The sequence below is a fragment of the Mesorhizobium sp. URHB0026 genome, assembly GCF_054059755.1.
Map to the genome: position 1 here is coordinate 3,829,348 of NZ_JBSSCN010000001.1, position 26,055 is coordinate 3,855,402.

30 protein-coding genes, 1 tRNA gene and 1 pseudogene are annotated in these 26,055 nt (G+C 63.1%); 25 read left to right on the forward strand and 7 right to left on the reverse strand.

What is annotated here, in order from left to right; translation table 11 throughout:
* Positions 1-64: 64 nt before the first annotated feature.
* The 11 genes and pseudogenes from ACVWWD_RS18685 to ACVWWD_RS18735 all read left to right on the forward strand — a co-directional run bounded on the left by ACVWWD_RS18685 (position 65) and on the right by ACVWWD_RS18735 (position 9,153).
* The gene (locus ACVWWD_RS18685; RefSeq protein WP_352550347.1) at positions 65-1,705 is read left to right on the forward strand and encodes a Na+/H+ antiporter; all 1,641 of its coding nucleotides are present in this window, start codon (positions 65-67) and stop codon (positions 1,703-1,705) included.
* Positions 1,706-1,885: 180 nt separating this feature from the next.
* Positions 1,886-3,199 carry a serine hydroxymethyltransferase gene (gene glyA, locus ACVWWD_RS18690; RefSeq protein WP_023773272.1) on the forward strand — a complete coding sequence of 438 codons (1,314 nt, stop codon included), beginning with the start codon at positions 1,886-1,888 and terminating at the stop codon, positions 3,197-3,199.
* Between the two features lie 114 nt (positions 3,200-3,313).
* A complete protein-coding gene (locus tag ACVWWD_RS18695; protein WP_023773271.1) occupies positions 3,314-3,892 on the forward strand; it encodes a hypothetical protein in 579 nt (192 codons plus the stop codon).
* Positions 3,893-4,049: 157 nt separating this feature from the next.
* The gene (gene nrdR, locus ACVWWD_RS18700; RefSeq protein WP_015318247.1) at positions 4,050-4,529 is read left to right on the forward strand and encodes a transcriptional regulator NrdR; all 480 of its coding nucleotides are present in this window, start codon (positions 4,050-4,052) and stop codon (positions 4,527-4,529) included.
* A gap of 2 nt (positions 4,530-4,531) precedes the next feature.
* On the forward strand, positions 4,532-5,668 hold the full coding sequence (gene ribD, locus ACVWWD_RS18705; protein WP_457103232.1) for a bifunctional diaminohydroxyphosphoribosylaminopyrimidine deaminase/5-amino-6-(5-phosphoribosylamino)uracil reductase RibD: 1,137 nt from the start codon (positions 4,532-4,534) through the stop codon (positions 5,666-5,668).
* Between the two features lie 6 nt (positions 5,669-5,674).
* Positions 5,675-6,295, forward strand: coding sequence for a riboflavin synthase (locus ACVWWD_RS18710; RefSeq protein ID WP_352552583.1), 621 nt, complete (start codon positions 5,675-5,677; stop codon positions 6,293-6,295).
* Between the two features lie 41 nt (positions 6,296-6,336).
* Positions 6,337-6,608: pseudogene (locus ACVWWD_RS18715) on the forward strand (CopG family ribbon-helix-helix protein).
* A complete protein-coding gene (locus ACVWWD_RS18720) occupies positions 6,586-6,873 on the forward strand; it encodes a type II toxin-antitoxin system RelE/ParE family toxin (RefSeq protein WP_352552616.1) in 288 nt (95 codons plus the stop codon). Before ACVWWD_RS18715 ends, ACVWWD_RS18720 begins: the two are co-directional and overlap by 23 nt.
* Before the next feature lie 80 nt (positions 6,874-6,953).
* Positions 6,954-7,448, forward strand: a complete 495-nt coding sequence (gene ribH / locus ACVWWD_RS18725) for a 6,7-dimethyl-8-ribityllumazine synthase (protein WP_023773266.1) — start codon at positions 6,954-6,956, stop codon at positions 7,446-7,448.
* Positions 7,445-7,945: a transcription antitermination factor NusB gene (gene nusB / locus ACVWWD_RS18730; protein WP_015318243.1), complete on the forward strand. Its 501-nt coding sequence runs from the start codon at positions 7,445-7,447 to the stop codon at positions 7,943-7,945. Before ribH ends, nusB begins: the two co-directional genes overlap by 4 nt.
* The gene (locus ACVWWD_RS18735; protein ID WP_352552586.1) at positions 7,942-9,153 is read left to right on the forward strand and encodes an MFS transporter; all 1,212 of its coding nucleotides are present in this window, start codon (positions 7,942-7,944) and stop codon (positions 9,151-9,153) included. The genes nusB and ACVWWD_RS18735 overlap by 4 nt, the downstream gene beginning before the upstream one ends.
* Before the next feature lie 13 nt (positions 9,154-9,166).
* On the opposite strand, the gene ACVWWD_RS18740 is transcribed toward ACVWWD_RS18735, so the two are convergent.
* Positions 9,167-9,739: an NADPH-dependent FMN reductase gene (locus tag ACVWWD_RS18740; protein ID WP_023773263.1), complete on the reverse strand. Its 573-nt coding sequence runs from the start codon at positions 9,737-9,739 to the stop codon at positions 9,167-9,169.
* Between the two features lie 216 nt (positions 9,740-9,955).
* Between ACVWWD_RS18740 and osmF the strand changes: the two genes are divergently transcribed.
* From osmF to ACVWWD_RS18765, 5 genes are all read left to right on the forward strand, one after another.
* Positions 9,956-10,867 carry a glycine betaine ABC transporter substrate-binding protein OsmF gene (gene osmF / locus ACVWWD_RS18745; protein ID WP_023783051.1) on the forward strand — a complete coding sequence of 304 codons (912 nt, stop codon included), beginning with the start codon at positions 9,956-9,958 and terminating at the stop codon, positions 10,865-10,867.
* Between the two features lie 37 nt (positions 10,868-10,904).
* Complete coding sequence (locus tag ACVWWD_RS18750) at positions 10,905-12,068, forward strand: ABC transporter permease (protein WP_457103233.1); 1,164 nt, start codon at positions 10,905-10,907, stop codon at positions 12,066-12,068.
* Entirely contained in the window at positions 12,065-13,003 is a 939-nt protein-coding gene (locus tag ACVWWD_RS18755) for an ABC transporter ATP-binding protein (protein ID WP_023773261.1), read from the forward strand. The genes ACVWWD_RS18750 and ACVWWD_RS18755 overlap by 4 nt, the downstream gene beginning before the upstream one ends.
* Positions 13,000-13,749, forward strand: coding sequence for an ABC transporter permease (locus tag ACVWWD_RS18760; RefSeq protein WP_023773260.1), 750 nt, complete (start codon positions 13,000-13,002; stop codon positions 13,747-13,749). The genes ACVWWD_RS18755 and ACVWWD_RS18760 overlap by 4 nt, the downstream gene beginning before the upstream one ends.
* Before the next feature lie 253 nt (positions 13,750-14,002).
* On the forward strand, positions 14,003-16,144 hold the full coding sequence (locus ACVWWD_RS18765) for a sodium-translocating pyrophosphatase (protein WP_023783053.1): 2,142 nt from the start codon (positions 14,003-14,005) through the stop codon (positions 16,142-16,144).
* A gap of 105 nt (positions 16,145-16,249) precedes the next feature.
* Here the strand turns inward: ACVWWD_RS18765 and ACVWWD_RS18770 are convergent, their stop codons facing one another.
* From ACVWWD_RS18770 to ACVWWD_RS18780, 3 genes are all read right to left on the reverse strand, one after another.
* Positions 16,250-17,209 carry a glycosyltransferase family 2 protein gene (locus tag ACVWWD_RS18770; RefSeq protein ID WP_352552592.1) on the reverse strand — a complete coding sequence of 320 codons (960 nt, stop codon included), beginning with the start codon at positions 17,207-17,209 and terminating at the stop codon, positions 16,250-16,252.
* Between the two features lie 40 nt (positions 17,210-17,249).
* Positions 17,250-17,795, reverse strand: coding sequence for a dTDP-4-dehydrorhamnose 3,5-epimerase family protein (locus ACVWWD_RS18775; protein WP_051407651.1), 546 nt, complete (start codon positions 17,793-17,795; stop codon positions 17,250-17,252).
* A 155-nt stretch (positions 17,796-17,950) separates the two neighbouring features.
* The gene (locus ACVWWD_RS18780; RefSeq protein WP_023773257.1) at positions 17,951-18,466 is read right to left on the reverse strand and encodes an outer membrane protein assembly factor BamE; all 516 of its coding nucleotides are present in this window, start codon (positions 18,464-18,466) and stop codon (positions 17,951-17,953) included.
* A gap of 114 nt (positions 18,467-18,580) precedes the next feature.
* Between ACVWWD_RS18780 and ACVWWD_RS18785 the strand changes: the two genes are divergently transcribed.
* The 7 genes from ACVWWD_RS18785 (at position 18,581) to ACVWWD_RS18815 (ending at position 23,412) form a co-directional block, all read left to right on the forward strand.
* Positions 18,581-19,123 (forward strand): ubiquinol-cytochrome C chaperone family protein, encoded by a 543-nt coding sequence (locus ACVWWD_RS18785; RefSeq protein WP_352552595.1) that lies wholly within the window; start codon positions 18,581-18,583, stop codon positions 19,121-19,123.
* 3 nt (positions 19,124-19,126) lie between these two features.
* Positions 19,127-19,675: a YceD family protein gene (locus ACVWWD_RS18790; RefSeq protein ID WP_023773255.1), complete on the forward strand. Its 549-nt coding sequence runs from the start codon at positions 19,127-19,129 to the stop codon at positions 19,673-19,675.
* Between the two features lie 113 nt (positions 19,676-19,788).
* Positions 19,789-20,859, forward strand: coding sequence for a phosphate acyltransferase PlsX (gene plsX / locus ACVWWD_RS18795; protein ID WP_457103234.1), 1,071 nt, complete (start codon positions 19,789-19,791; stop codon positions 20,857-20,859).
* A gap of 9 nt (positions 20,860-20,868) precedes the next feature.
* Positions 20,869-21,840, forward strand: coding sequence for a beta-ketoacyl-ACP synthase III (locus ACVWWD_RS18800; RefSeq protein ID WP_023783055.1), 972 nt, complete (start codon positions 20,869-20,871; stop codon positions 21,838-21,840).
* 102 nt (positions 21,841-21,942) lie between these two features.
* A complete protein-coding gene (locus ACVWWD_RS18805; RefSeq protein WP_010915609.1) occupies positions 21,943-22,266 on the forward strand; it encodes an integration host factor subunit alpha in 324 nt (107 codons plus the stop codon).
* Between the two features lie 215 nt (positions 22,267-22,481).
* Positions 22,482-23,021: a MerR family transcriptional regulator gene (locus ACVWWD_RS18810; RefSeq protein WP_015318228.1), complete on the forward strand. Its 540-nt coding sequence runs from the start codon at positions 22,482-22,484 to the stop codon at positions 23,019-23,021.
* An 88-nt stretch (positions 23,022-23,109) separates the two neighbouring features.
* Positions 23,110-23,412 (forward strand): MDR/zinc-dependent alcohol dehydrogenase-like family protein, encoded by a 303-nt coding sequence (locus ACVWWD_RS18815; RefSeq protein WP_023773252.1) that lies wholly within the window; start codon positions 23,110-23,112, stop codon positions 23,410-23,412.
* Between the two features lie 241 nt (positions 23,413-23,653).
* Here ACVWWD_RS18815 and ACVWWD_RS18820 read toward each other — a convergent pair whose 3' ends face one another.
* Positions 23,654-23,851: a hypothetical protein gene (locus ACVWWD_RS18820; RefSeq protein ID WP_084567499.1), complete on the reverse strand. Its 198-nt coding sequence runs from the start codon at positions 23,849-23,851 to the stop codon at positions 23,654-23,656.
* 186 nt (positions 23,852-24,037) lie between these two features.
* A complete protein-coding gene (locus ACVWWD_RS18825; protein WP_352552602.1) occupies positions 24,038-24,652 on the reverse strand; it encodes a hypothetical protein in 615 nt (204 codons plus the stop codon).
* Between the two features lie 276 nt (positions 24,653-24,928).
* Between ACVWWD_RS18825 and ACVWWD_RS18830 the strand changes: the two genes are divergently transcribed.
* Both ACVWWD_RS18830 and ACVWWD_RS18835 read left to right on the forward strand, forming a co-directional pair.
* Positions 24,929-25,213: a helix-turn-helix domain-containing protein gene (locus ACVWWD_RS18830; RefSeq protein WP_023783058.1), complete on the forward strand. Its 285-nt coding sequence runs from the start codon at positions 24,929-24,931 to the stop codon at positions 25,211-25,213.
* Positions 25,214-25,417: 204 nt separating this feature from the next.
* Positions 25,418-25,879: a YbaK/EbsC family protein gene (locus tag ACVWWD_RS18835; protein WP_352572811.1), complete on the forward strand. Its 462-nt coding sequence runs from the start codon at positions 25,418-25,420 to the stop codon at positions 25,877-25,879.
* Between the two features lie 96 nt (positions 25,880-25,975).
* On the opposite strand, the gene ACVWWD_RS18840 is transcribed toward ACVWWD_RS18835, so the two are convergent.
* Positions 25,976-26,052 (reverse strand) — tRNA-Pro (locus tag ACVWWD_RS18840).
* Positions 26,053-26,055: the final 3 nt, after the last annotated feature.

Consider the following 26,055-nt stretch of genomic DNA (forward strand, 5'->3'; position numbering starts at 1 on the left):
CATTCGACCGGCTGGACGAAGCTCAGGCGATTGGCGATGGTCGGCAAACAGCCGGGATCGTGCCATGGACGTCGCCATCTTCATTCTCGTCGTGCTGGTCTTCGTGGCGCTGTCGGGCGCGCTCGTCCGCCTGGTTCGAGTGCCGCTGCCGGTGCTGCAGATCGCCATCGGCGCGGCCCTTGCTTGGCCCGCCAAGGGCCTCCATGTCGAGATAGATCCGGAACTTTTCCTGCTGGTGTTCATCCCGCCGCTTCTGTTCGGCGACGCCTTCGCGGCGCCCAAACGCGAACTCGTCGCTTTGCGCGGACCCATACTCGATCTCGCCATCGGACTGGTCTTCTTCACCATTGTCGGCTTCGGCTATGCCTTGCATTGGCTGGTGCCGAGCATTCCGCTCGTCGTCGCATTCGCGCTGGCCGCCGTTCTGTCGCCGACCGACGCCGTGGCTGTGTCCGCCATCGTCGACAGGAATGTGGTTCCGTCCCGGTTGATGCACATATTGGAGGGCGAGTCGCTGCTCAACGACGCGTCGGGCCTGGTCATGTTCCGCTTTGCGGTGGCGGCGGCATTGACCGGCAGCTTCTCCTTCGCGGGAGCCTCGCTCAGCTTCCTCTACGCCGTCGCCGCTGGCATCCTGGCCGGTATCGCGGCGCTGTTCATCGCCGCCAAGGCGCTGCAACTGCTCAACCGCATCGGCGGCGTGCCCGCCGAAGCGCAGGTTCTCGTCATGATCCTGCTGCCTTTCGTCGCCTATCTCGGCGCCGAGCATGTCGGTGCCTCGGGTATCCTGGCGGCCGTCACCGCCGGCCTGCTGACCGGGGCTTCCGGCATGTACCGCTTCCTTGGCGTGTCGGCGCGCATGCAGACCCTGTCGCTTTGGGCGACGCTCACCTTCGTCTTCAATGGCGCTCTGTTCATTCTGCTCGGCCTGCAGCTTCCCGACATCATCCGCAAGGTCCCACCGGAACTGTCCAGCCGTCATTGGCTGATCGAGCCGGTGGCGACGGTGCTGATCCTGACGCTCTGCCTGATCGGGCTGCGCTTCCTGTGGATCTGGGCCGGGGACATCGCCCAGGCGATCGCGGCGCGCATCGGCAAACGCGAGGCCGAGCCGTTCGGATTTCGCGTCCGGCTTGCCGGCTCCGTGGCCGGCGTGCGCGGCGCAATCACATTGGCGGGCATCCTGTCATTGCCGCTCGCTTTGCAGGACGGCTCTCCCTTTCCTGAACGTGATGTGGTGATCTTCCTTGCCGCTGGCGTCATCATCTGCTCGCTTCTGATCGCCAGCCTTGCCTTGCCCAGGATAGCGCGGGGGCTGGTCGAGCCGGGCAAGGATCCGGCAGCGGCGGAAGAGCGCCGGGCGCGCGTCGGCGCCGCCAATGCGGCGATCGCCAGGATCGAGAGCATCGCCAACGAGGCGGGCGAGGGCGAGGCGGTCCAGGCCCGCCTGGCCGTCGCCGACAGCATCGTGGCAGGTTACCGTAGACGCATCGCGGCTTCGGACGAAGCCGACGAGGCCCGCGCCGAAGCCCGCGAAGCCGGCAGGTTGGAGCTGGAACTCAGGGCGGCCGGCATCGAGGCGGAGCGTGCAGCGCTGCGCGCCATGTTCCGCAGCCAGGAGATCAACGATCACACGATGCGCGCGCTGTTTTCTGAAATCACCTTGACCGAGGCCTTACTGAAGCAGCGGCGGGACAGGAAATAGCGAACGGCCGCGATCCGTTGGCGCAAACCGGCCAGCAAATTTCGCGCTGCAAACGTGGCGAGCCCAAAACAACTGTGTTAATGGCCCGGCGAACGCAATGCATGTCGTCCAAGGCCGTTGAGTGGTTCGGGACGACGGCGTGCACGAATTTGCCCTTCCAACCCTAGGGGAACTCAGGCCATGGCAACAGCAGCGGCGGCGTCCAACAAATTCGAATCCTTCTTCGAAACCACTTTGGAAGATGCCGATCCGGAGATCTTCGGCTCCATCCGCAACGAGCTCGGTCGCCAGCGCCACGAGATCGAACTGATCGCCTCCGAAAACATCGTCTCGCGCGCCGTGCTCGAGGCCCAGGGGTCGATCATGACGAACAAATATGCCGAGGGCTATCCGGGCAAGCGCTACTATGGCGGCTGCCAGTTCGTCGACGTGGCCGAGGAACTGGCCATCGAGCGGGCCAAAAAACTGTTCGGCTGCAACTTCGCCAACGTCCAGCCGAATTCCGGCAGCCAGATGAACCAGGCGGTGTTCCTGGCGCTGCTGCAGCCCGGCGACACTTTCATGGGGCTCGACCTCAATTCCGGCGGCCATCTCACCCATGGCTCGCCGGTCAACATGAGCGGCAAGTGGTTCAAGGTTGTCTCCTACGGCGTGCGCAAGGACGACCACCTGCTCGACATGGACGCCATCGAGAAGACCGCGCACGAGACCAAGCCGAAGCTGATCCTGGCCGGCGGCACAGCCTATTCGCGTATCTGGGACTGGAAGCGTTTTCGCGAGATCGCCGACGCCGTCGGCGCCTATCTGATGGTCGACATGGCCCACATCGCGGGCCTCGTTGCCGGCGGTGTGCATCCCTCGCCCTTGCCGCACGCCCATGTGGTGACGACCACCACGCACAAATCGCTGCGCGGCCCGCGCGGCGGCATGATCCTGTGCAATGACGAGGATATTGCCAAGAAGATGAACTCGGCGGTGTTCCCTGGCCTGCAGGGCGGACCGCTGATGCATGTCATCGCCGCCAAGGCGGTGGCCTTCGGCGAAGCGTTGAAGCCGAGCTTCAAGGTCTATGCCGAAAGCGTCGCCGCCAACGCCAAGGCGCTTGCCTCCAGCCTCAAGGAAACAGGCCTCGACATCGTCTCCGGCGGCACCGACAACCACCTGATGCTGGTTGACCTCAGGCCCAAGAACGCCACCGGCAAGCGCGCCGAGGCGGCCCTTGGCCGCGCCAACATCACCTGCAACAAGAACGGCATCCCCTTCGACCCGGAAAAGCCCTTCGTTACCTCTGGCGTGCGGCTCGGCACGCCCGCCGGCACCACGCGCGGTTTCGGCCAGGCCGAGTTCCGCGAGATCGGCAAACTGATCGCCGAGGTGCTGGATGGGCTCAAGGTTGCCAATTCCGACGAAGGCAATGCGGCGGTCGAGGCGGCGGTCAAGGCCAAGGTCGTCGCATTGACCGGTCGATTCCCCCTCTATCCTTATCTCGGTTGATCCCTTATCTCGGGCGATCCCTTATCGCGGTTGACCGGGCGCGAAGCGTCATCTTTTATCCACCGGAATCGCGTCACCCCTGATTGGGTGACGCATCGACCCGGAGAATTGATGATGCGAAATTTTTGTCTTGCTTCTCTCGGCGCTTTAGGTTGGCTGGCCGCCTGCGGCCCCGTTTTGGCCCAGACGCAGCCCGCTGCGGACATGCCTGCCACCAGCACTTTCGGCCGGTGGACGACCATGGTCGATACGCTCGACACCGGCCAGGACGCACACAAGACCTGCGCGGCCTCGACGGCGTTCTTCGATGCGAGTGGCAATTCGGGCACGCTGACATTGTCGATCTCGACCGGCGACGCGCTGCCGCCTGACGCCTATCCGGCCGTCATGCTCACCATCGACAACCGGACCCTGCCGACCGACAAGAAGATCTCTGCCATTTTCGGCGATCCCGGCATCAAGGTTTCCGCGACGGTTTACTCCAGCGATGCCGTCAATGGCCGTCCGAGCTGGACGATCGACAACCAGGCCAAGACAAGTCTCGCGCTGCTGCGGGCCATGCGAAAAGTCACATCGCTCGACGTCACCTTCGGCAAGCAGGCTGTCGCCAGCATTCCGATGGACGGTTTCACGAAGGCCTATCGCACCCTCGGCACATCTTGTGGCTTCCCAACCAAGGACGTGGCACCTTAACGGCCTGGCCGGAGCAAGCTTGCCACGCTGGCAATCTTCCTCGCGCCTCGCTATCTCTGAGGTGCGGCAGGCAGTGGAAAAAGCGGAACTGCTTCTATCCGCACCGGAAAGGCTCTAAGCCTTTCACCCCACCAGATTCGCGAACCCAAGGCTCTCCATGCGCTGTCCCTATTGCCAGTCCGAAGATACGCAGGTGAAGGATTCGCGCCCCGCCGAGGATGGCGCGGCGATCCGCCGGCGGCGTGTCTGCCCCGATTGCGGCGGCCGTTTCACGACGTTCGAGCGCGTGCAGTTGCGCGACCTCGTCGTGGTCAAGAAATCGGGACGAAAAGTGCCGTTCGACCGCGACAAGCTGTTGCGCTCGGTCGAGATCGCGGTGCGCAAGCGCAATGTCGATCCCGAGCGCATCGATCGCGCGGTGACTGGGATCGTGCGCCAACTGGAAAGCTCCGGCGAAACGGAAGTGGCCTCGGGCGAGGTCGGCCGGCTGGTCATGGATGCGCTGAAATCGCTCGACGATGTCGCCTATGTGCGCTTCGCCTCGGTCTATCGCAATTTCCGTGAGGCCAAGGATTTCCACGAGTTGCTCGGCGAACTGAAGGGGGACGAGGAAAAGAGCGAAGAGGACGCCGGCTGAGCATGGCAGCACCGCAACGCAGCGAGGCCGAACAAGCGACCTTTGACCGCCGTTTCATGGCCGCGGCCTTGCGGCTGTCGCGCAAGAATGCCGGACGCACCTCGACCAACCCGTCCGTCGGCACGCTGATCGTGCGCGATGGTGGGACCGGGCCGATGATCGTCGGTACCGGCGTCACCGCCGTCGGCGGCCGGCCGCACGCCGAGACCGAGGCGCTTGCCGAGGCCGGCGAACTCGCGCGTGGCGCCACCGCCTATGTCACTTTGGAGCCTTGCGCCCATCACGGCCGCACGCCGCCTTGCGCCAACGCGCTGGTCAGTGCCGGCATTGCGCGTGTCGTGGGTGCGGCCAGCGATCCCGATCCGCGGGTCTCTGGCAAGGGTTACGCCATCCTGCGCGAGGCCGGTGTCGAAGTGGTCGAAAAGGTCCTCGCCACGGAAGCTGCCGAACAGATGGCGGGCTACTTGATTCGCTCTTTGAGAAAGCGCCCGGAAGTAATTCTGAAGCTTGCGCTTTCCAGCGACGGCAAGATTGGCAGGGAAGGCGCCGGCCAGGTCGCGATAACAGGCGACATGGCGCGCCGCGAAGTCTACCTCATGCGCGCCGAGGCGGACGCCATCCTGGTCGGCATCGGCACGGTGCTGGAAGATGATCCGGCGCTTACGGTGCGTTTGCCCGGACTGGAGAACCGCTCGCCGGCACGCATCGTGCTCGACCGCCAGATCAGGCTGCCGGAGGGCTCGAGGCTGGTGTCGGGCGTCGATCGAGTACCTCTTTATGTCGCGGCTTGCCTTGAGGCCGATCCGCGGCGGCGGGCCGCGCTCGAGCGCGCCGGCGTGCGCTTCATCGGTACGGAGACGCACGAGGGCGGCGTCGCCTTGCCGGAGCTGCTCGAGGATTTGGCGGCGCTTGGCATGGCAAGCGTGCTGGTCGAGGGCGGCGCCAAGGTGGCGAGCGCCTTTCTGGCCGACGGGCTGGTCGACCGCATCGTGCTGTTCCAGGGACCGGAAGCGATCGGCCAAGACGGCATTGCATCGCCTGTCGACGCTGACCATATCCCGGTGGGTTTTCGCAAGCTGCGCGAGATGCGGTTCGGCGAAGACGGTTACGCCGAATGGATCAGGGATTTTCAGGGATAGCGATCGATGTTTACCGGGATTGTCACCGATATCGGCACCGTGGCCGCCATCAAGCCGCTGCGGGAAGGGGTGGGACTGCGCATCGACACTGCCTATGATCCCGAGACCATCGCCATCGGCGCCTCGATTTCCTGCGGTGGCGTCTGCCTAACGGTCACGGCTTTGCCCGACAGCGGCTCGAACGCGCGCTGGTTCGAGGTCGAGGCCTGGGAGGAGGCGCTCAGGCTGACCACGGCGGCGGGTTGGAAGGCCGGCACCAGGATCAATCTGGAACGGGCGCTGCAGCTCGGCGACGAGCTTGGCGGCCACATCGTTTCGGGCCATGTCGACGGCACCGCCGAGATCGTTGAACGCAGGGATGAGGGCGATGCGGTGCGCTTCACACTGGAAGCGCCGCGCGATCTGGCGAAATTCATTGCGCCGAAAGGCTCCGTTGCGCTCGATGGCACCTCGCTCACCGTCAACAGCGTTACGGGCACCCGCTTCGACGTGCTGTTGATCCATCATTCGCTGACCGTCACCACCTGGGGCGAGCGCAAGGCAGGCGACCGCGTCAATCTTGAGATCGATACCATGGCCCGCTACGCCGCCCGGCTGGCGGAGGCGGCGAAAGAGGGACAGGCATAGCCTCGGTCTTAATCGGCATTATTAAACTTGATTGCGAGGCCCTGACGGAAACAAAGGTTATCACTGGTCATGTTCCACTGCCGCTTGCGAGGAAAGTGGACCAACTGGCTGCTCGACTGAGCGTCCGCGCGGGTGGATCGTTAAACAGGCACTTTCCGCTTGGGTTGTTTTGGAGGAGGAACGTCCACGGCTCACGCTTGAAGCGCTGGCCGATGTCGACGCTGGTCGGGTTATAGACCACCAGGCCGTTCAGGCCCGGGCAGAGAGCCTTGGTAGTGAAAAGCCGCTCCCTGCGCCACGCTGGTGGAGCTAAGTGGACCAGTAGGGCTTTGGCCGACCTGGTCGGGCTTCATGACTTTCTTGCATCAGCAAACAATCAGGCCGCCGCCAGTGTGGTGCGGTCGCTGGTTGCCGCTGCAGCACGGCTAAACGAAGATCCGCGTCTCGGGAAGAAGCTGGAAGAGTTCGAGCCGCGTGAAGTCCGCCGCATTTTGGTCGGCAACTGCGAGGTCCGCTACGAGATAGAGAACACTACGATTTCACTGCTCCGTCCGTGGCAGACCCGAGAAGAGCGATAAGCGGACTTCGCCCCCAGCCAATCTTCCGCTTGCGATCAAACCGGCTTCGGCCTAAGTCACCGGCGACCCCGGAGACATCTATGGCTGGCACATCCCAACACGGCAAGGCGTTCATTCGTCCCAAGAAGAAGGCTCACCTTCTCGTCATCGAGGCGCGCTTTCACGACGATCTCGCCGACGCACTGCTCGATGGGGCGACAAGCGCGCTCGACGAAGCGGGCGCGACTTTCGACGTCGTCACTGTTCCCGGTTCGCTTGAAATTCCCGCGGTGATCACCTTCGCGCTCGACGGCATGGCTGAAGGCGGGACGGGCTATGACGGTTTCGTCGCCCTCGGCACGATTATCCGTGGCGATACCTATCATTTCGATATCGTCGCTAATGAATCCAGCCGTGCGCTCATGGACCTGTCCGTGCAGGACTCGGTCTGCATCGGCAACGGTATCCTGACCACCGAGAACGATGCGCAGGCGTGGACGCGGGCCAAGCGCTCCGAAGGCGACAAGGGTGGCTTTGCCGCGCGTGCGGCGCTGACCATGATCGCGCTGAAGGAACAATTGGGAGCGCAATCGTGAGCGAACCCGCTTCGCCCGGACAGCCCGCGGTGCGCCACGCCAACAAGCGCGGCGCTGCCCGTCTGGCCGCCGTGCAGGCGCTCTACCAAATGGATGTCGCCGGCAGCGGCGTGTTCGAGATCACCGCCGAGTACGAGGCGTTCCGCCTCGGCAAGGAAGTCGATGGCGCGCTCTATCGCGAGGCGGACGCGCAGTGGTTTCGCGCCATCCTGACCGGCGTCGTCGAGAACCAGAAGACCATCGACCCGATTATTCGCCAGGCGCTGACCGACGACTGGCCGCTGTCGCGCCTCGATTCGACGCTGCGTGCCATCCTTCGCGCGGGCGTCTACGAACTGATGAAGCGCGAGGACGTTCCTGTCGCGGTCATCGTCACCGAATATGTCGACATCGCCAAGGCCTTCTACGAGGAAGACGAGCCGAAGCTGGTCAATGCCGTGCTCGACCGCGTGTCACGCCGGGTGCGTGGCGAGGGACGCGGCAAGGACGCTTCGTGACCGCCATCACGGTCGAGGCGGGCAAGGAGGCGCGGCGCACCGCGCTGATCCTCGCCGCCTCGCAGGCGATCATCGGCTCGGCGGCTCCCATCGCGATTTCCATGGGCGCGCTAGCCGGGCAATATCTGCTCGGCGCCGACAAATCCCTGGCGACCGCGCCTATCACCGGCTTCAATCTCGGTGTGGCGCTCGGCGCCTTGCCCGCGGCCGCCATTATCCGCTGGCTGGGGCAGCGTGGCGGTTTCATGACCGGAACGGTGATCACCGCGCTCGGCGGGCTGGTCGCCACCCTGGCTTTGTTCCACGGCAGCTTCTGGCTGTTCGCGTTCGCGCTGCTCGTCATCGGTGTCGGCGGGGCCTTCGTCCAGCAGTTCCGTTTTGCCGCGGCCGACAACGCGCCGCCGGCGTTCAAGGCCCGCGCCATCTCCTTCGTGCTCGCCGGTGGCATCATCACCGCCATCCTCGGGCCGCAGATCGTCATCTTCACGCGCGAATTGTTCGCACCCGTCATGTTTGCCGGTTCATTCGCCTCGATCCTGCCGCTGGCGGCTGTCGGCGCCGTCATCTTGTCGTTCCTTCGTTTGCCGTCGAGGACCGCGAGCAAGGTGGACGTTGCCGACGGCGATGCCCGACCCCTTTCCGAAATCGTCACCAAGCCGCGTTTCGTCGCGGCGCTCTTCTGCGCCGTCGGCAGCTACGCGCTGATGAGTTTCGTCATGACCGGCGCGCCGCTCGCCATGGTGGGCTGCGGCCTGTCGGAGAACGATGCGACGCTGGGCATCTCCTGGCACGTCATGGCGATGTTCGGGCCAAGTTTCTTCACTGGCTCGCTGATCCATCGCTTCGGTGCCGAGCGCATTGTCGCCATTGGCCTGCTGTTGCTGATCGGCTGTGCCGTCGTTGCCTTGTCGGGCCTGGCGCTGTGGCAGTTCTGGACGGCGCTGATCCTGCTCGGCCTCGGCTGGAATTTCAGCTTCATCGGCGCCACCGCCATGGTGGCGGCCAGCTACCACCCTTCCGAAAAAGGTAAGGTGCAGGGCTTCCACGACTTCGTCCTGTTCGGCTCCGTCGCCTGTGCGTCGCTGATGTCGGGCATGGTCTATAATGCCTGGGGCTGGATGATGCTCAACTGGATGATCTTTCCGGTCGCCGCACTTTGCTTCGTGGCACTCGGCGCGCTTAAGATCACAAGCTTGCGACCGGCTTGACGCGAATTTGAAGCTATGCGTCCGGCGGCAGAACCTGAAGCACCCGCGCTATAAACATGTGGAACTCAGCCATGTAATTGCGCAGGAAATCCTCAGTGGATTCAACCGTCACCTCGCCGTCATCCGTGATCAGTCCCGGCGTGAACTGGATATAGGCTTCGGGTGCATTCATCTGCGGTGAGTTGCAGAAACTCAGCACGCTGCGCAGGCTTTGTTGGGCGACAGCGGTCGCGATGGCGCCCGGCGATGTTCCAATGACGGCCGACGGTTTGCGCGCGAATGAATTTTTGCCGTAGGGGCGGCTGGCCCAGTCGATCGCGTTCTTAAGTCCGCCGGGAATCGAGCGGTTATACTCCGGGGTGACGAACAGCACGGCCTGGACGGAGGCGATCGCCTTTTTGAAAGCCTGGGCGGCCGGCGGGAAATTGGCGTCGTAGTCGTAGCTGTAGAGAGGCAGATCCTTGAAGCCGATTTCCGTCATTTCGAGCTCGGGAGGGGCAAGTTGAACGAGCGCCTTCGCGAGCTTGCGGTTGATGGATGCCTGGGCAAGGCTGCCGATGAGATAACCGACCTTGTGTATGGCCATGACACGCTCTCCGTGTTTGCCGCCACCCGCACGGCATTATCCACCCGATAGCGGCCAATCGCCAGCCCGCTCTTGCGGCCAAGCCCAAATCGGCGCGTCCGGAACAAAAATATTGCGCGGGTCCCCCTTCATATGAAACCGTGTGCCCCGACTGGCCGTTGAAGCCATGCTCATATGCGGCCACCGCATTACGGTTCATAGCAAGGGGTTTTCACGATGTTTTCAGTCAAGGTTCTGGCCAGCGCGGCGATGGCGTTCGCCATCACAACGGCTTCCGCTAGCGCTCAGGTCGTCGTCTCCTCGAAGATCGACACCGAGGGTGGCGTGCTCGGCAACATTATCCAGCTCGTCCTCAACGCCAACAACATCAAGACCACGGACCGCATCCAACTCGGCGGCACGCCTGTGGTGCGCAAGGCGATCACCGCCGGCGAGATCGACATCTATCCCGAATACACCGGCAACGCCGCCTTCTTTTTCGAAAAGGCCGATGACCCCGTGTGGAAGGATGCCGCCAAGGCCTATGAGACGGCCAAGAAGCTTGACTACGACGCCAACAAGATCGTCTGGCTGTCACCGGCGCCGGCCAACAACACCTGGGCGATCGCCCTGCGCAAGGAAGTGACGGATGAGAACAAGCTCGTCACGCTGTCGGACTTCGGCAAATATGTTGCCGGCGGCGGCAAGGTGGTCCTGGCGGCCTCCGCCGAGTTCGTCAATTCGGCGGCAGCCCTTCCGGCCTTCCAGACTACCTATGGCTTCACGTTGAAGCCGGACCAGCTGATCACGCTATCGGGCGGCGATACAGCAGCGACCATCGCGGCCGCCGCCAACCAGACCAGCGGCGCCAATGCTGCCATGGTCTACGGCACCGATGGGGGCATCGCGCCATCGGGCCTCGTGGTGTTGACTGACGACAAGGGCGTGCAGCCTGTCTATCAGCCGGCGCCGATCATCCGCGAATCCGTGCTGAAGGAGCACCCGGAGATCGAAACGCTGCTGAAGCCGGTCTTCGCCAAGCTCGATCTCGTCACGCTGCAGGAACTGAACGGCCGCGTGCAGGTCGGCGGCGAGCCGGTCAAGGGCGTCGCCGAGGACTTTTTGAAGAAGAACGGGTTTTTGAAATAGCTACGCGTCGATAAGTGACGTCAGTGCGAGGCGCCTTATGACCCTGCGTTTCGATAAGCTCGGCGTGGTCATCGCTGCACTCGCGGCTTACGCCGCGTTTCTCGCGCCATTCGCCACCTTCCGCGCCAACCGCATCGTTCCCGGCCAGGCACGCTCTATCCTCGAGGCGCTGCCGCAGGCGATAGGGCCGTTGCTGCTCGCGATCATTGTCGTGGTGGCAATCATCGCGCTCCTCAAAACGCCGCTCGTCTTGCGCCTTGCAGCGAGCGTCGTGGCGCTTGTCGCGCTGGCGCTGCTCATCGGCGTCGCCGGCACATTTCTCACTCCGGCCGGCAATACCTTTGCCCGGGTCTCGCCGGCATCCGGCTTCTGGATTCTTATCTTCGCCTTCACGCTTTTGCTCGCCGACGTGCTGACCCGGCTCAACCTGTCGCCCTCGGCGCGCGTCGGCGTGCTTGTCGTCGCGGCACTGGCCATCGGCTTGCTGCTGATTTCGGGACGCTGGGACAGCCTCTCGATCCTCAAGGAATACTCCAACCGCGCCGACAGCTTTTGGGCAGAAGGCTCCAAGCATGTCACCCTTGCTCTCGGCTCGTTGCTTGCCGCCGTGATCGTCGGTCTGCCGCTCGGCATCCTATGCCACCGTGTCGAGAGCCTGCGGGCCGGCGTCCTCAACGTCTTGAACATCATCCAGACCATTCCCTCGATCGCGCTGTTCGGGCTGCTCATCGCGCCGCTTGGCTGGGTCGCGGCCCAGGTCCCGGGGGCCGCCGCGCTAGGCATCAGGGGCATCGGCACGGCGCCCGCCTTCGTCGCCCTGTTCCTCTATTCGCTTCTGCCGGTGGTGGCCAACACCGTGGTCGGCCTTGCCGGCGTGCCGCGCGCCGCCAATGACGCGGCGCGGGGCATGGGTATGACGGACCGCCAGCGCCTGTTCGGTGTGGAGTTTCCGCTGGCCTTTCCGGTGATCCTCACCGGCATTCGCATTGTCCTGGTGCAGAATATCGGTCTTGCCACCATCGCCGCGCTGATCGGCGGCGGCGGTTTCGGCGTGTTCGTCTTCCAGGGTGTCGGCCAGACGGCGATGGACCTGGTGCTGCTTGGCGCCGTGCCGACCGTGGCACTCGCTTTTGCCGCCGCCATCATCCTCGACGCTGTGATCGAAATGACCGCCACCAAGCGCAGGGTTGAAACGGCATGATCGAAATCGAAGGCATCACCAAGCGCTATGACGCGACCACTGTCGTGGACGACGTCTCGATGGTCATCGAGCCGCGCACGGTCTGCGTCATTGTCGGTACTTCGGGCTCCGGCAAGACGACGCTGCTGCGCATGATCAACCGGCTGGTCGAACCAACCGCCGGCGTCATCAAGCTCGACGGTGCCGACAATCGATCGGTACCCGGTTACGAACTGCGCCGCAGCATCGGCTACGCCATCCAGGGCCACGGCCTGTTTCCGCATCGCACGGTGGCGCAGAACATCGCCACCGTTCCGGTGCTGCTTGGCTGGGACAAGGCGCGCATCAAGTCCCGCGTCGACGAGCTGATGACGCTCTACCAGCTCGACCCGCAGGAATTTGGCCCGCGCTACCCGCACGAACTGTCCGGGGGCCAGCAGCAGCGCGTCGGCGTTGCCCGCGCGCTCGCCGCCGAACCCAATGTGCTGTTGATGGACGAGCCGTTCGGCGCACTCGACCCGATCATCCGCACCAAGGCGCAAGAGGATCTGCTGGCAATCCAGAAGCGCTTCGGCACCACCATCATCCTCGTCACTCATGACATGGAGGAGGCCGTGCATATGGGTGACAAGATCGCGGTGATGGATGCCGGCAAGCTCGTGCAATATGCAAGGCCGGCGGAGATCCTGGCGAACCCGGCTAGCAGCTTTGTCGAGACCCTGGTCGGCGCCAGCGAAAGGCCGTTCAGGCTGCTGTCGCTGGGGCGGGTACGCGATGCGGTGGAGCAGGGCGGTGCCGAAGGCGAGGCGATCCCCGGCGACGCCAGCCAGCGTGACGCGCTCGCGGAACTTCTCTGGTCCGGCAAGCCGGCGCTGCCGGTGAAGGGTGCCGACGGCAAGCCGATCGGCCGCGTCACCGTGGACGGACTGGTCAAGCGCGCGGCGAGGCCGGCATGAAGGCCTGGCTGCCGCTGCTGCTCAGGCTTGCCTTGGTGGTGTTGCTTGTTGCCTTCATCACCAGTCCGGCTTGGTTCGAGCCGTTGTTGAAGCCGCTGACCGAAAACAACGCACCCGTAATCTACAACCAGGGTAGCCTGCTGACGCTGACGCTGCTGCATCTGCGCACCGTGTTGATCGCGACCGTCGCCGCCACCATCGTCGCGGTGGCGCTCGCCATCCTCGTCACCCGGCCGGCTGGCGTCGAATTTCTGCCGTTGTCGCGCAGCCTGGTCAACATCGGCCAGACCTTCCCGCCGGTGGCGGTGCTGGCGCTCGCCGTGCCGGCTGTCGGCTTCGGCGAGAAGCCGACGCTGATCGCGCTGTTTCTCTACGGACTGTTGCCAATCTTCGAGAACGCACTCACCGGGTTGACGACCCTGCCGGCCAATGTCGTCGAGGCGGCACGTGGCGCCGGCATGACCGGCTGGCAAAGGCTCACCAAGGTCGAGTTGCCGCTCAGTGCACCGATCATCCTTGGCGGCATAAGGCTCTCCGTGGTGATCAGCCTGGCCACGGCCACAATCGGCTCGACGGTGGCCGCCAAGACGCTCGGCGAAGTGATCATCGCCGGCCTGCTATCCAACAATCTCGCCTTTATCCTGCAGGGGGGCCTGATCGTGGCGGCGCTTGCCGTGCTGATCTATGACGGACTGTCGGCGGTCGAGCGATACACGGCGCGCCGGATGGGCCGCGAAGCGGAATGACCCTCGGGGAGACCGGCGGTCTGCCCCGGATGTCTGATTCAATCGATCTAAATCGAAGGCCTTGTCGGCTCTGTCGTCCCGGTTTTTGTCTTTTGGGCGAAAGCCGGGCAAAAACCGAACAATATCTTGACGTTCGCGGCCCTGTTTCGCATACACCGATGCGAAGAGGCGGATTCCGCGCGCGGAATCCGTTCTTTGTCTCAACGGCCCAGGGAGGGGTTCTTTTGGGCCAACAATCGAGGAAAATTCGGCAATGACCATTATTTCCGCCGTCATCGCCTGCGGCCTGCTTTCAATCCTATACGCCATCTGGGCGACACGTTCGGTCCTCGCGGCCGATCAGGGCAATGCACGCATGCAGGAAATCTCCGCCGCCATCCGCGAAGGCGCCCAGGCCTATCTGGCGCGCCAATACACCACCATCGCCATCGTCGGAGCGGTCGTGCTCGTGCTCGCCTGGTGGCTGCTGTCGATCACCGCCGCCATCGGCTTCCTGATCGGCGCCGTTCTCTCGGGTGCCGCCGGCTTCATCGGCATGCATGTTTCGGTGCGGGCCAATGTACGCACCGCGCAAGCGGCTTCCAACAGCCTCGCCGCCGGCCTCGACATCGCTTTCAAGTCGGGCGCCATCACCGGCATGCTGGTGGCCGGCCTCGCTTTGCTTGGCGTTTCCATCTATTATCTCATCCTGACCCATTTCATGGGTCTTCAGCCCAACGATCGTATCGTCATCGACTCGTTGGTCTCGCTCGGCTTCGGCGCCTCGCTGATCTCGATCTTCGCCCGTCTCGGCGGCGGCATCTTCACCAAGGGCGCCGATGTCGGCGGCGATCTGGTCGGCAAGGTCGAAGCCGGTATCCCGGAGGATGATCCGCGCAACCCGGCCACCATCGCCGACAATGTCGGCGATAATGTCGGCGACTGCGCCGGCATGGCCGCCGACCTGTTCGAAACCTATGCGGTGACGGTTGTCGCCACCATGGTTCTCGCCGCCATTTTCTTCGGCGGCACCGCTGTCCTCGGTGCGGCGATGCTGTACCCGCTCGCCATCTGCGGCGCCTGCATCCTGACCTCGATCGTCGGCACCTTCTTCGTCAAGCTCGGCTCCAACGGCTCGATCATGGGCGCGCTCTACAAGGGCCTGATCGTGACCGGCCTGCTGTCGATCGTCGGCCTCGGCGTCGCCACCTCGGCCACGCTCGGCTGGGGCGAGGTCGGCACCGTCGCCGGCATGACGATCACCGGCAAGAACCTGTTCATCTGCGGCCTGATCGGCCTCGTGGTGACCGGGTTGATCGTGGTGATAACCGAGTACTACACCGGCACCAACAAGCGCCCGGTCAACTCCATCGCCCAGGCGTCGGTGACCGGCCACGGCACCAACGTCATCCAGGGCCTGGCGGTCTCACTGGAATCGACGGCACTGCCGGCAATCGTCATCGTCGGCGGCATCATCGCCACCTACCAGCTCGGCGGCTTGTTCGGCACGGCGATCGCCGTCACCACCATGCTCGGCCTCGCCGGCATGATCGTGGCGCTCGACGCCTTCGGCCCGGTCACCGACAATGCCGGCGGCATTGCCGAAATGGCGGGCCTTCCCAAGGAAGTGCGCCACTCCACCGACGCGCTCGACGCGGTCGGCAACACCACCAAGGCGGTGACCAAGGGCTACGCCATCGGTTCGGCTGGCCTCGGCGCGCTGGTGCTGTTCGCGGCCTACTCGAACGACCTGAAGTTCTTCGCCGCCAATGGCGACAAATATCCCTACTTCCAGGGCATGGGCGAAATCTCCTTCGATCTCTCCAACCCTTACGTCGTCGCGGGCCTGATCTTCGGTGGCCTGATCCCGTACCTGTTCGGCGGCATCGCCATGACGGCGGTCGGCCGCGCCGCGGGCGCCATCGTCGAGGAGGTGCGCAAGCAGTTCCGCGAGGATCCGGGCATCATGGCCGGCACCTCGAAGCCGAACTATGCGCGTGCGGTCGACCTTCTGACCAAGGCGGCGATCCGGGAAATGATCATCCCGTCGCTGCTGCCTGTGCTGGCGCCGCTCGTCGTCTATTTCGGCGTGCTGCTGATCTCGGGCTCGAAGGCGTCCGCCTTCGCGGCGCTCGGCGCCTCGCTGCTCGGCGTCATCGTCAATGGCCTGTTCGTCGCCATCTCGATGACCTCGGGCGGCGGCGCCTGGGACAACGCCAAGAAGTCGTTCGAGGACGGGTTCACCGACAAGGACGGCGTCAAGCACCTCAAGGGCTCCGAAGCACACAAGGCTTCGGTGACCGGCGACACCGTCGGCGATCCCTACAAGGACACCGCCGGCCCGGCGGTCAACCCGGCGATCAAGATCACCAACATCGTGGCGCTCCTGTTGCTGGCCGTGCTCGCGCACGGCTGAGCGGAAGCGGTTGAAAAAAACCCGCGGGGAGCGATCCCCGCGGGTTTTTCATGTCAGCTGACTGGTCGCTTGGTCCGGCATTTGGACGCCGCGTGCGCGACGCCGCTATTCTCCGGTTTCTTCCCGCTTGCTGCCTCTGCGGTACTTAGCCAACAGATCATCCACGCTCGGCTCCCGTTCAGGCATGGGCGGCAGGCCGCGTACCTTTCGCAGCATGGAGACAAAAGCACCGCGTTGGTATTTGCGGCGAAACTCGACGGATCTCGGATGAATGCCGCACGCAGCCCAAACCCTGCGTTTCAGGTAGCTGGATTTCTTCAGGCGAGACGGCACCACCGCCGCGGCAAGAACCTTGACACGCAGGTCGTCCGGTATGCGCATGCGATCGATGAGTTCCTCCTGCTCCATCGCCGTGTCTTCGAGATAACTGCCGCTGCGCTGGCCGGAGAAGATGCTCAGCACCGTCAGATGCGGCATGGTCGCGATCACGGCTCCCTTTCGCCAAGCCCGGAAGAGCCAGTCCTGCGAACTTTCGCAAGAGCATTTGCCGGCAGGCCGCCAGGGGCCGAGCCAGTCCAACGACGCCCGCCTGACCACCTGTGCCGATCCGTATCCGGCCGTGACGACGGGATCGTAAAAACCGTCTTTGCCCATTCCGTAAATCGAGGTCTTGAGAGCATCGCCCCTCGTCCGCACCGGTTCGATGATGGCGCCGCGAGCGATGACGACATCCGCACCGGTCGCATCGATCCATCCCGTGGTTGCCGCCAGATGATCCGGAAACCAAAGGTCGTCGTGATTGAGCACGGCGACAAGCCGGCCGCGCGCCCTGGCAAAACCGATATTGTTGGGGCCGGATTGCTCGCCGAAATTGACGGGCAGGTCTATATAGAAGATGCGCGGATCGGCGAATTCGGCGATGATCGCCGGTGTCTCAGGGCGACAGTCGTCGCCGATCACCAGAATTTCAAAATCCTGCAGCGTCTGGCGCAAGACGCTGAACAGGGTTTGCCGCAAGGCCGCGGGACGATTGTGGGTGGCAATCACCACCGAGACGAGCGGCACGCGCTGCCCTGCTGCATCCGACCGGCGCGATCCTTCCACGCTACACCAGCTTGTAAGGGATTTGTTCGGTGTCCGGTGGCAGGCGCCAATGGTCGGGCGCGTCGTAGGCATAGGCCTTGTCGACGAGATTGAGCAGCAGGGCGATCTCCGGCCCGAGCGCCGTCACGCCGTGCCACACGCCTGGCGGGATTATGACGATCGCCGGCCGCAACGCGCCGAGTATCTTGTGCCACACCGTGCCGAAACTGGGCGAAGCCTTTCGGCCGTCATAGAGCGATATGCGGACGCTGCCGGCACAACAGAAGAGCCGATCCAGCGTCACCTTGTGCGCGTGCCAGCCGGTTACCGCGCCTGGATACATCGTGCGTTGAAACACCTGGCCGACAGGCGATGGATCAAGTCCCCACTCATCCCGAAAAACCTCGGTCAGATAGCCGTTGGATGTAGCGACCGGCCTGATTTCCTTGATTGTGACGCCATCGATCGACGGCGGATCAATGGCAAGCCAGTCTGATGTCACCGTCTGCCGGTCGGGTGTCCCGGTCGCCATCCAGCCATCCGGCATCGCATGGTCGTCACTGCTCATGTCCAAGTTCCCCAGCCTGGCGGTTTGATATGGGTTTGCCCCATCACTGGCAAGCCGGGCCCCGTTAAACAAAAACCCGTGGGATCGCTCCCACGGGCTTTTGGTCGCCTGAGACATTTCTGTTCCCCAAAGTCAGGGAAGCAGGATTCTAGCGATCAGGGGGTGCCGCCGCCGGGAATGCCGGGCGCCAGCTTGCTGGCGCCGTTGATGATCTGGCTGAGGAAGTTCTGGTCCTTGCCGCCGGTCGGCGTGGTGCGCGAAATGAAGTCGAAGATCTTGCCGTCCTTCAAACCGTAATTGGCGATCTGGGTGACGCGGCTGTCCGGGCCGAAATAGACCGCCAGCACTTTCTGGTCGACCAGCCTCGGCTTGTCGAATGCGACATAGCGCTTGCGCGTCTGCGAAATATAGTAAAACGCCTCATTGTCGAAAGTCGCCGTGGTCGACGGCGTGCCGAGCGCCAGGAGCACCTGCTCGCGGCTGGAACCGACCGGCACCGAATCGATCGCCTGCTGATCGAGGACATAGCCCTGCGTGAACGTCTCGCTCGGATTGAGGTCGCCGATCATCTTGTTGGTGTGGCATGCCGACAGCGCCGCAACGATAGCCAGCAGCGAGATCACGCCGGCAGCCCTGGAATTGAAACTCGACTTGAAATTCAGCGCGCGCAACAACAATTCTCCATTATATCGCCGCAACTTGCGCTGGGCCGCAAAACCGGTAAACCAGCTTGCTTGCCGATGCAACAAGGCCAATTCAACAAACGGTCCCCGGAGACCATCCCCATGTTCCAGCGCCTTTTTGGCCGCGAACGCCACGCCAACCGCGCCATCACCGACGCGCTTTACGCACAAATCGTGGCGGCGGCGCGGCAGACTGTTTTTTATTCCCACTGGAATGTGCCGGACACGCCGCTTGGCCGTTTCGAGATGCTTTCGTTGCACATGTTCCTGGTCCAGCACCGCTTGCGCGGCGAGGACGGCGTGGCGCAAGAGATCGCGCAGGTGCTGATCGACGAATTCTTTCTCGACGTCGATCATTCGCTGCGGGAACTGGGCATTGGTGACGTGGGTGTGCCAAAACGCATGAAGAAGCTGGCGAAGATGTTCTATGGCCGCACCGCCGCCTATGATGATGCGCTGGAACGAAGCGACCATGACGGTCTGACCGCGGCACTTGCCCGCAATGTCCGTCCCGACGCCGGCGGCTGGCCGGAAGCGTCACGTTTGGCCGAGTATGTCGCCGAGGCCAGCCGGCAACTGAGTGCGCAGCCGACCGAATCGATCGTTGCCGGCACTGTGGCGTTTCCTGTAGCCAACGGAGGCTGATCGATGAAAGATGCGGGTATGCAAAGTCCGGTATCCTTTTTCGCCAATGTCGCGCGTCTGCCGCACAAAGGGCTGCCGGTTGTGATCGAGGCCGATGCCGCGCAGCGCGCGGCCCTTGCCGAGGCCCATGGGCTGCTGTCGGTCGAAGCCTATCGCGCCGAACTGCTGGTTGCGTCATGGAAGCGCAACGGCGTGAAGGTCAGTGGCCGTGTCGAGGCGGACATTACGCAGGCCTGCATCGTCACGCTAGACCCCATCGAAGCGCATGTTGAAGAGCCGTTCGAGGCGCTGCTCTTGCCCGAGGACTCCAAACTCGGACGGCAGGGATTCGAAGGCGGCGGCGAAATCCTGCTCGATGCCGACGGACCCGACAGTCCCGAGACATTTTCGGGCGACACCATTGATGTCGGGGCACTTGCCGAACAGTTCTTCGGCTTGGCCATCGATCCCTATCCGCGCAAGCCCGGCGCCTCGATTGGCACCGATGACGACACCGGACCGGCCGAGAATGAATTTCAGCAAAAACTGCGATCCTTGCTGCGAAAATCCTGAAAACCTTGCTCGCGACGGAAAAGTCGGTTGTGCGACAGCCTAAAACCGCTATTTTCGCCGAACCTTTGCGATCACTAAAACGACTTGCCGCCTAACCGTGAGATTAATACCGCGTGATCAGGATTTCCATCGATGCCATGGGCGGCGATCACGGACCAGCCGTGGTCATTCCGGCGCTCATGACGGTCGCGACCCGCCGTCCCGACATCCGCTTCGTCATCTACGGACGTGAGGAATTGGTGCGCCCGGAACTCACCAAATTCCCCAAATTGGCCGAGGTCAGCGAGTTCTTCCACTGCGAGATCGCGGTCAGGATGGATGACAAGCCGAGCCAGGCGCTGCGCCATGGCCGCTGGAAATCGTCGATGTGGAAGGCGGTCGAGGCGGTGAAGTCGGGCGCCGCGGATGCATGCATCTCCGCCGGCAATACCGGCGCGCTGATGGCGATGTCTAAATTCTGCCTGCGCACCATGGCGACCATCGATCGCCCGGCGATCGCGGCCTTATGGCCGACATTGCGTGGCGAAAGCGTGGTTTTGGACGTCGGCGCCACCATCGGCGCCGACGCGCACCAGCTCATCGATTTTGCCATTCTTGGCACCGGTATGGCGCGTTCCGTATTCGGCATCGCCCGACCCACGGTAGGCCTGCTCAACGTCGGCGTGGAGGAGATCAAGGGCCAGGAAGAGGTCAAGGAGGCGGGACGCATGTTGCGCGAAGCCAATATGGCCTCGATGAATTACCATGGCTTTGTCGAAGGCGACGATATTGGCAAGGGCACGGTCGACGTGGTGGTGACGGAAGGCTTTGCCGGCAATATTGCTCTCAAGACGGCGGAAGGCACCGCGCGCCAGATAGCTGGCTATCTGCGCGCCGCGATGAGCCGCACCCTGATGGCCAAGATCGGCTATATCTTCGCCAAGGGCGCCTTCGACCGCCTGCGCGAAAAGATGGATGTCGGCCGCTCCAATGGCGGCGTCTTCCTTGGGCTGAACGGCATCGTCGTCAAAAGCCATGGCGGTGCCGACTCGGACGGTTTCGCCGCGGCGATCGAACTCGGCTATGACATGGTGCGCAACAATCTGCTTGATCTCATCGAGGCCGATCTCGACCTGTTTCATGCGCGCAACCCGCATGCCCTGACATCAAGGAAATCCGACGTCGTTACCGACGCAAAGGAATAGGAAAGAATTTTGATCAGATCAGTTGTGCGCGGCACGGGCGCCGCGCTGCCCCGCCGCATCATGAAGAATGCCGATTTTGAAGGTATGGTCGAGACCTCCGATGAGTGGATCGCTCAGCGCACCGGCATCCGCCAGCGCCATATCGCGGCTGATGACGAGACGACGGCTTCCCTGGGCGAGGCCGCGGCGCGTGCCGCCCTTGCCGATGCCGGATTGACTCCGGACGATATCGATCTGGTTGTGCTGGCGACCTCGACGCCCAACAACACGTTCCCGGCTACCGCGGTCGAGATCCAGAACCGGCTCGGCATGCGGCACGGTTTTGCGTTCGACATGCAGGCGGTATGCTCGGGCTTCGTCTATGCGATGACGACAGCCGATCTCTACATCCGCGGTGGCCTTGCAAAGCGCGTGCTGGTGATCGGCTCGGAGACGTTCTCGCGCATCCTCGACTGGAGCGATCGCTCGACTTGCGTGCTGTTCGGCGATGGCGCCGGTGCGGTCGTTCTGGAAGCGGGTGATGGGGCCGGCACGATCGCCGACCGTGGCGTCCTGGCGGCCAGCCTGCGTTCCGACGGCTCGCACAAGGAAAAGCTTTTCGTCGACGGCGGACCATCGACGACCGGCACGGTCGGTCATCTGCGCATGGAAGGCCGCGAGGTCTTCAAGCACGCGGTCGGCATGATCACCGATGTCATCGAGGCGACCTTCTCGGCCGCCGGTATTACCGCCGACGATCTCGACTGGTTCGTGCCTCATCAGGCCAATAAACGCATTATTGACGCTTCAGCCAAAAAGCTCGGGATAGCTGAGCAAAAGGTGGTGGTGACCGTCGATTTGCACGGTAACACCTCGGCTGCTTCCGTACCGCTGGCGCTGTCGGTGGCCGTCGCCGACGGCCGCATCAAGAAGGGAGACCTGGTGCTCCTGGAGGCGATGGGCGGCGGGTTCACCTGGGGCGCCATTCTGGTTCGCTGGTAAGTGCAGAACGGTCCGGTTTCGGTCCTTGACCTTGCCGGATCAATTACTTAGGCTCTGCCGTTGTTGTGCCGATTTTATGTTTGAGCTGGATGGGGCGGTCGCATGGGGGGAAAGACACTTACGCGCGCCGACCTTGCCGAGGCCGTCTACCGAAAGGTCGGTCTGTCGCGCACTGAATCCGCCGAACTCGTCGAGGCGGTGCTGGACGAAATCTGCGAAGCGATCGTGCGCGGCGAGACGGTGAAGCTGTCGTCCTTCGCGACATTCCATGTCCGTTCCAAGAATGAGCGGATCGGACGCAATCCCAAGACCGGCGAAGAAGTACCGATCTTGCCACGCCGGGTGATGACTTTCAAATCGTCCAACGTCCTGAAGAACCGCATCCTGCGTTCTCACCAGAACAGCAAGGCCAAGGGCGGCAAATAGCCTCCATTGCACGGTTGAAAACCGGCTCCGCGACAACGGCGGACTTGAATATTGCTTCACAAACCGCTGAAATAAGGCCCGATTCGGCAGCATGGCCGGATGGGTGTTCTGGCTTATGATCGGTTCCGCACCTGCGGAACAAGCTCTTCTCATTGTTGAGCGGGATCTCGTCTGAGCGCCGTTCCGGGCTACACGCCAGCGTGAGGATTTCGCCCATGGACAAGAGCCCTGACGCCTTCCGCACCATCAGCGAGGTCGCTGAAGATCTCGACCTGCCACAGCATGTGCTGCGTTTCTGGGAGACGCGCTTCAACCAGATCAAGCCGATGAAGCGTGGCGGCGGCCGCCGCTACTACCGGCCGCAGGATGTGGAACTGATCAAGGGCATCCGCCATATGCTGTATGACCAGGGCTACACCATCAAGGGCGTGCAAAAGCTGCTGCGCGAAAACGGCAATCATTTCCTGGTCGCCATCGGCAATGGCGACATGGCTGCCGTCGAGGCGATCTCGCAGCGCAAGCAGGCCGATCAGGTGCCGCTGACGCCGGCAGCCCAGCCGCGCGGCGGAGATGACGAACTGGTTGGCCAGCCAAGGGTCAAGCCCAGCCGCCGCTTTTTCGGCCTGGGCAAGGGCGACGAGGAAGGTCCGGTAGCGCCGGACGCGTCGAAGCTCTCGCGTGACAACCGCGCGCTGCTGCAGGAGGCGCTGTTTGACCTCCTGGAATGCAAGCGCCTGCTCGACCAGGTGCGCTGACCGCCGCCAAGCGCTTTAAAGCCTCGGAACTGGAACTCGCTTTGGGGTGAGGCGTTACGTTTCCTTCTGCAAGACAAGGAAACGCATGATGCCATCATTTTCGACCCTATCGGACATCGACCTCGAAAAGCAGGTCGCGGCTCTCTCGAGGGAACTCGCCGCGTTGCGCAAGGCAGTGTCGAAGCGGGGTGGCGCTTACTATGAAGACGGCCGTGATGCTGCTCTTGATACCTATTCGGATCTTGCGGAGCGTCTGCGCGATGCTATGCCGGCAATCCGCAAACAGGGCAGGGTGATCGAGAAATCTGCACGCGACCATCCGGCGGCCGCCGCTGCGGTCGGCCTTGTCGTACTCGGTTTGGTGGCCAGCCTGCTGTTCAGCCGGCGCTGACTGCTACCCCAGGACAAGAATTTCCAGAGAGAAAATGGCGGCTCGCCCTCCAGGCGCGGGCGCCATTCCCATTGATGTCAGCGAATTGCGATACCGCTCCGGAATCTGGCCGAAGCGTGTCGAGCCGCACGATTTCCGCGGCGATAGCCGGGTTTGTCCAGAAGTCCCGGCCTTGGGATTGTGACCAGGAGAAAACCAGCCTTGGACAAGAAGCCAGGGCCGGTCTTCTCGTTGGCAATGCTTAGGCCTTGTTGCCCATCTTCTTCATGTGGTGATGATGATGATGGTGGTGGCGATGATGGTGACGGTGATGATGGTGGTGACGATGGTGATGATGCTTTGCCATAGGGGCCGCGTCCGCGCTTGTCGCGCCGACCACCGGCACCGCGAAAGCGATTGCAGCTGCAAGCCCGAGGGCCGAGAGGAGGGATTTCTTCATTGGATCGTTTCCTTTTTTTCGCGGGCAGGTACCGATCGGGCCGATATCCCCGACGCCGCGAACGGAATTACGCTCCTGAATTTTTTCGTCAGTATTTCCCGATTGTAGAATCTTGTTTCTGAATTGTTTCCGAGGAACCGGCTTCCTGCCCCATGATCGCCAGGGTCGAAAGCCGGCTGCTTTGGCTTACATTGGCGGGATCACACCATTGTTTCCGACCACGACGCGGCTGGAACTCAGCGTGCCGTCCGTCTCGCGCTGAGCGGTAACGAAGACCGTCGCGCTTGGCTTGAGATCGGTCGGGGCGGCCGGCGCAAAAGTCACGACAGGCGTGCCGTCGGGGATCGAGATATTCTTCGTCTGCCCATTGTCGTAGGTCAGCGTCACGGCACGCCCGTTTATGTCGGTGACGTCCGCGACGGTGCCGTTGGTCATGCGACTGTTCGGCTCCAGGTCCCAGGGGCGATCACCCTCTCCAGTGCCTTTCAAGGCCGCGGGAAAGACCACCACTTCCAGCGCGCCGCTGCCGCCGTCGGCCTTAGAGACGGAGGCGATGCCGACGAAATCGCCCTGCTTGATGTCTTTCACCGATGCGTTGGCGACGCCTGAAAGCTTCCAACCGTCTTTCAGCTTGATCGCGGCCGTGTCGCCTTGACGGGTTTTCACGGTCAGCAACGACGGCACGAAACTGACCACCGTGCCGCGCACGCGCAATGTGTCCGCCGCCTGCGTGCTGGCCACACCGGTGCCGGAAAGCATGGAAATCGTGCCGAGCACGAGGAGAGGTGTCTTGAGGTTCATTGGAGTATCCTTTTGGGAAAGGCTGGCTGGAACTATGGTTTCACGCCAGCGACGTCGAGATAACGAACGGGTGGGGCGAAACTGCCGGGCAAAACTCCGCTCGCGCGTTCAAAACAACTTGATCGGGATAGGGCGAGGCAGCCGCATGGGCATCCGGGTCACGATGCCGTGACGGCCAGATTGGCGCTTGGCAAATCGCTGGCGAGAGGGCATCTTCCTGCTCGTCTCAGGCAACATCCCATTTTGATCAAACGCTTTCAGCCAACGGAGTTGCCAATGCCCAACAATGCAAAAAGCCACGCCCCCTCCGAACCATTAGCCAACGAGATCGGGCCGGATTACAACGCCCTCAGGGCAATGCGGGAAACGCGCGGATACAGCCTCGAAGCGCTTTCGCTGACCTGCGGTCTCTCGGTCGAAGAGATCGAGGACATCGAGAGCGGCCGGGCGGCCGACCCGGCGAAGCTGCGTCGCATTGCGTCCGCGCTTCGTCTGCCTCACGACGCTCCGATTGCTTCCGCCGTGCCGACGCCGGCCGCACAAGGCCGGCCTCAGGCATAGAATCGGCGCCAGGCATGCGCGGAAAACCCGCCAAGGTCCGCTTGGCGGGTTTCTTGTGGACACCATGGCATTCGCCGGTAGGCCGGGCTTGCCAATTTGCAGAGCTTGCCGATTTGGAGATCGCACGCGTTTATGCGTGCGGCCCCCAAATCCGCGCCAAATCGCATCTGCCGTGCAGCGGGTCTGAACCGTGAGTTTTTCGATATGAGCCTGGGTTCCGTCAGTGCCTTCTTCGCGGCTCGCGCGCCTGATATCGAGGTCGTCGTCACACAATCAAGTTCGGCGACGGTGGCCCTGGCGGCGGAGGCGCATGGTGTATTGCCGGCACAGATCGCCAAGACGATCTGCCTTCGCGTCGGTGACCGCACCATGCTTGTCGTGACCAGCGGCATCGCCAGGCTGGACAACCGCAAATTCAAGGACCGGTTCGGCGGCAAGCCGCGCATGCTGGACGCGCAAGAGGTTGTCGCTGCCACCAGCCATCCGGTCGGCGGCGTCTGCCCATTCGGCCTGCCGTCGCCGCTGCCGGTCTATTGCGACGTCTCGCTGCGCGAATTCGCCGAGGTCGTCCCCGCCGCCGGCGCCACCAACGCCGCTGTGCGCATCCCACCGCAGCGCATGGTTGATTTGACTGGCGCCGAGTGGGTCGATGTGTGCCAAGCCTAGTGCCGGATCCGATCCAGGCCGGCGGGCAAAGGAACGCGCGATTCGAAAATTGGGTGATGCGGTGGCGGACTTTTGGGGGCAAGTCCTGCTTCGAAATGGTCGGAGTGGCCGGATTCGAACCGACGACCCCTTGACCCCCAGTCAAGTGCGCTACCGGGCTGCGCTACACTCCGGAC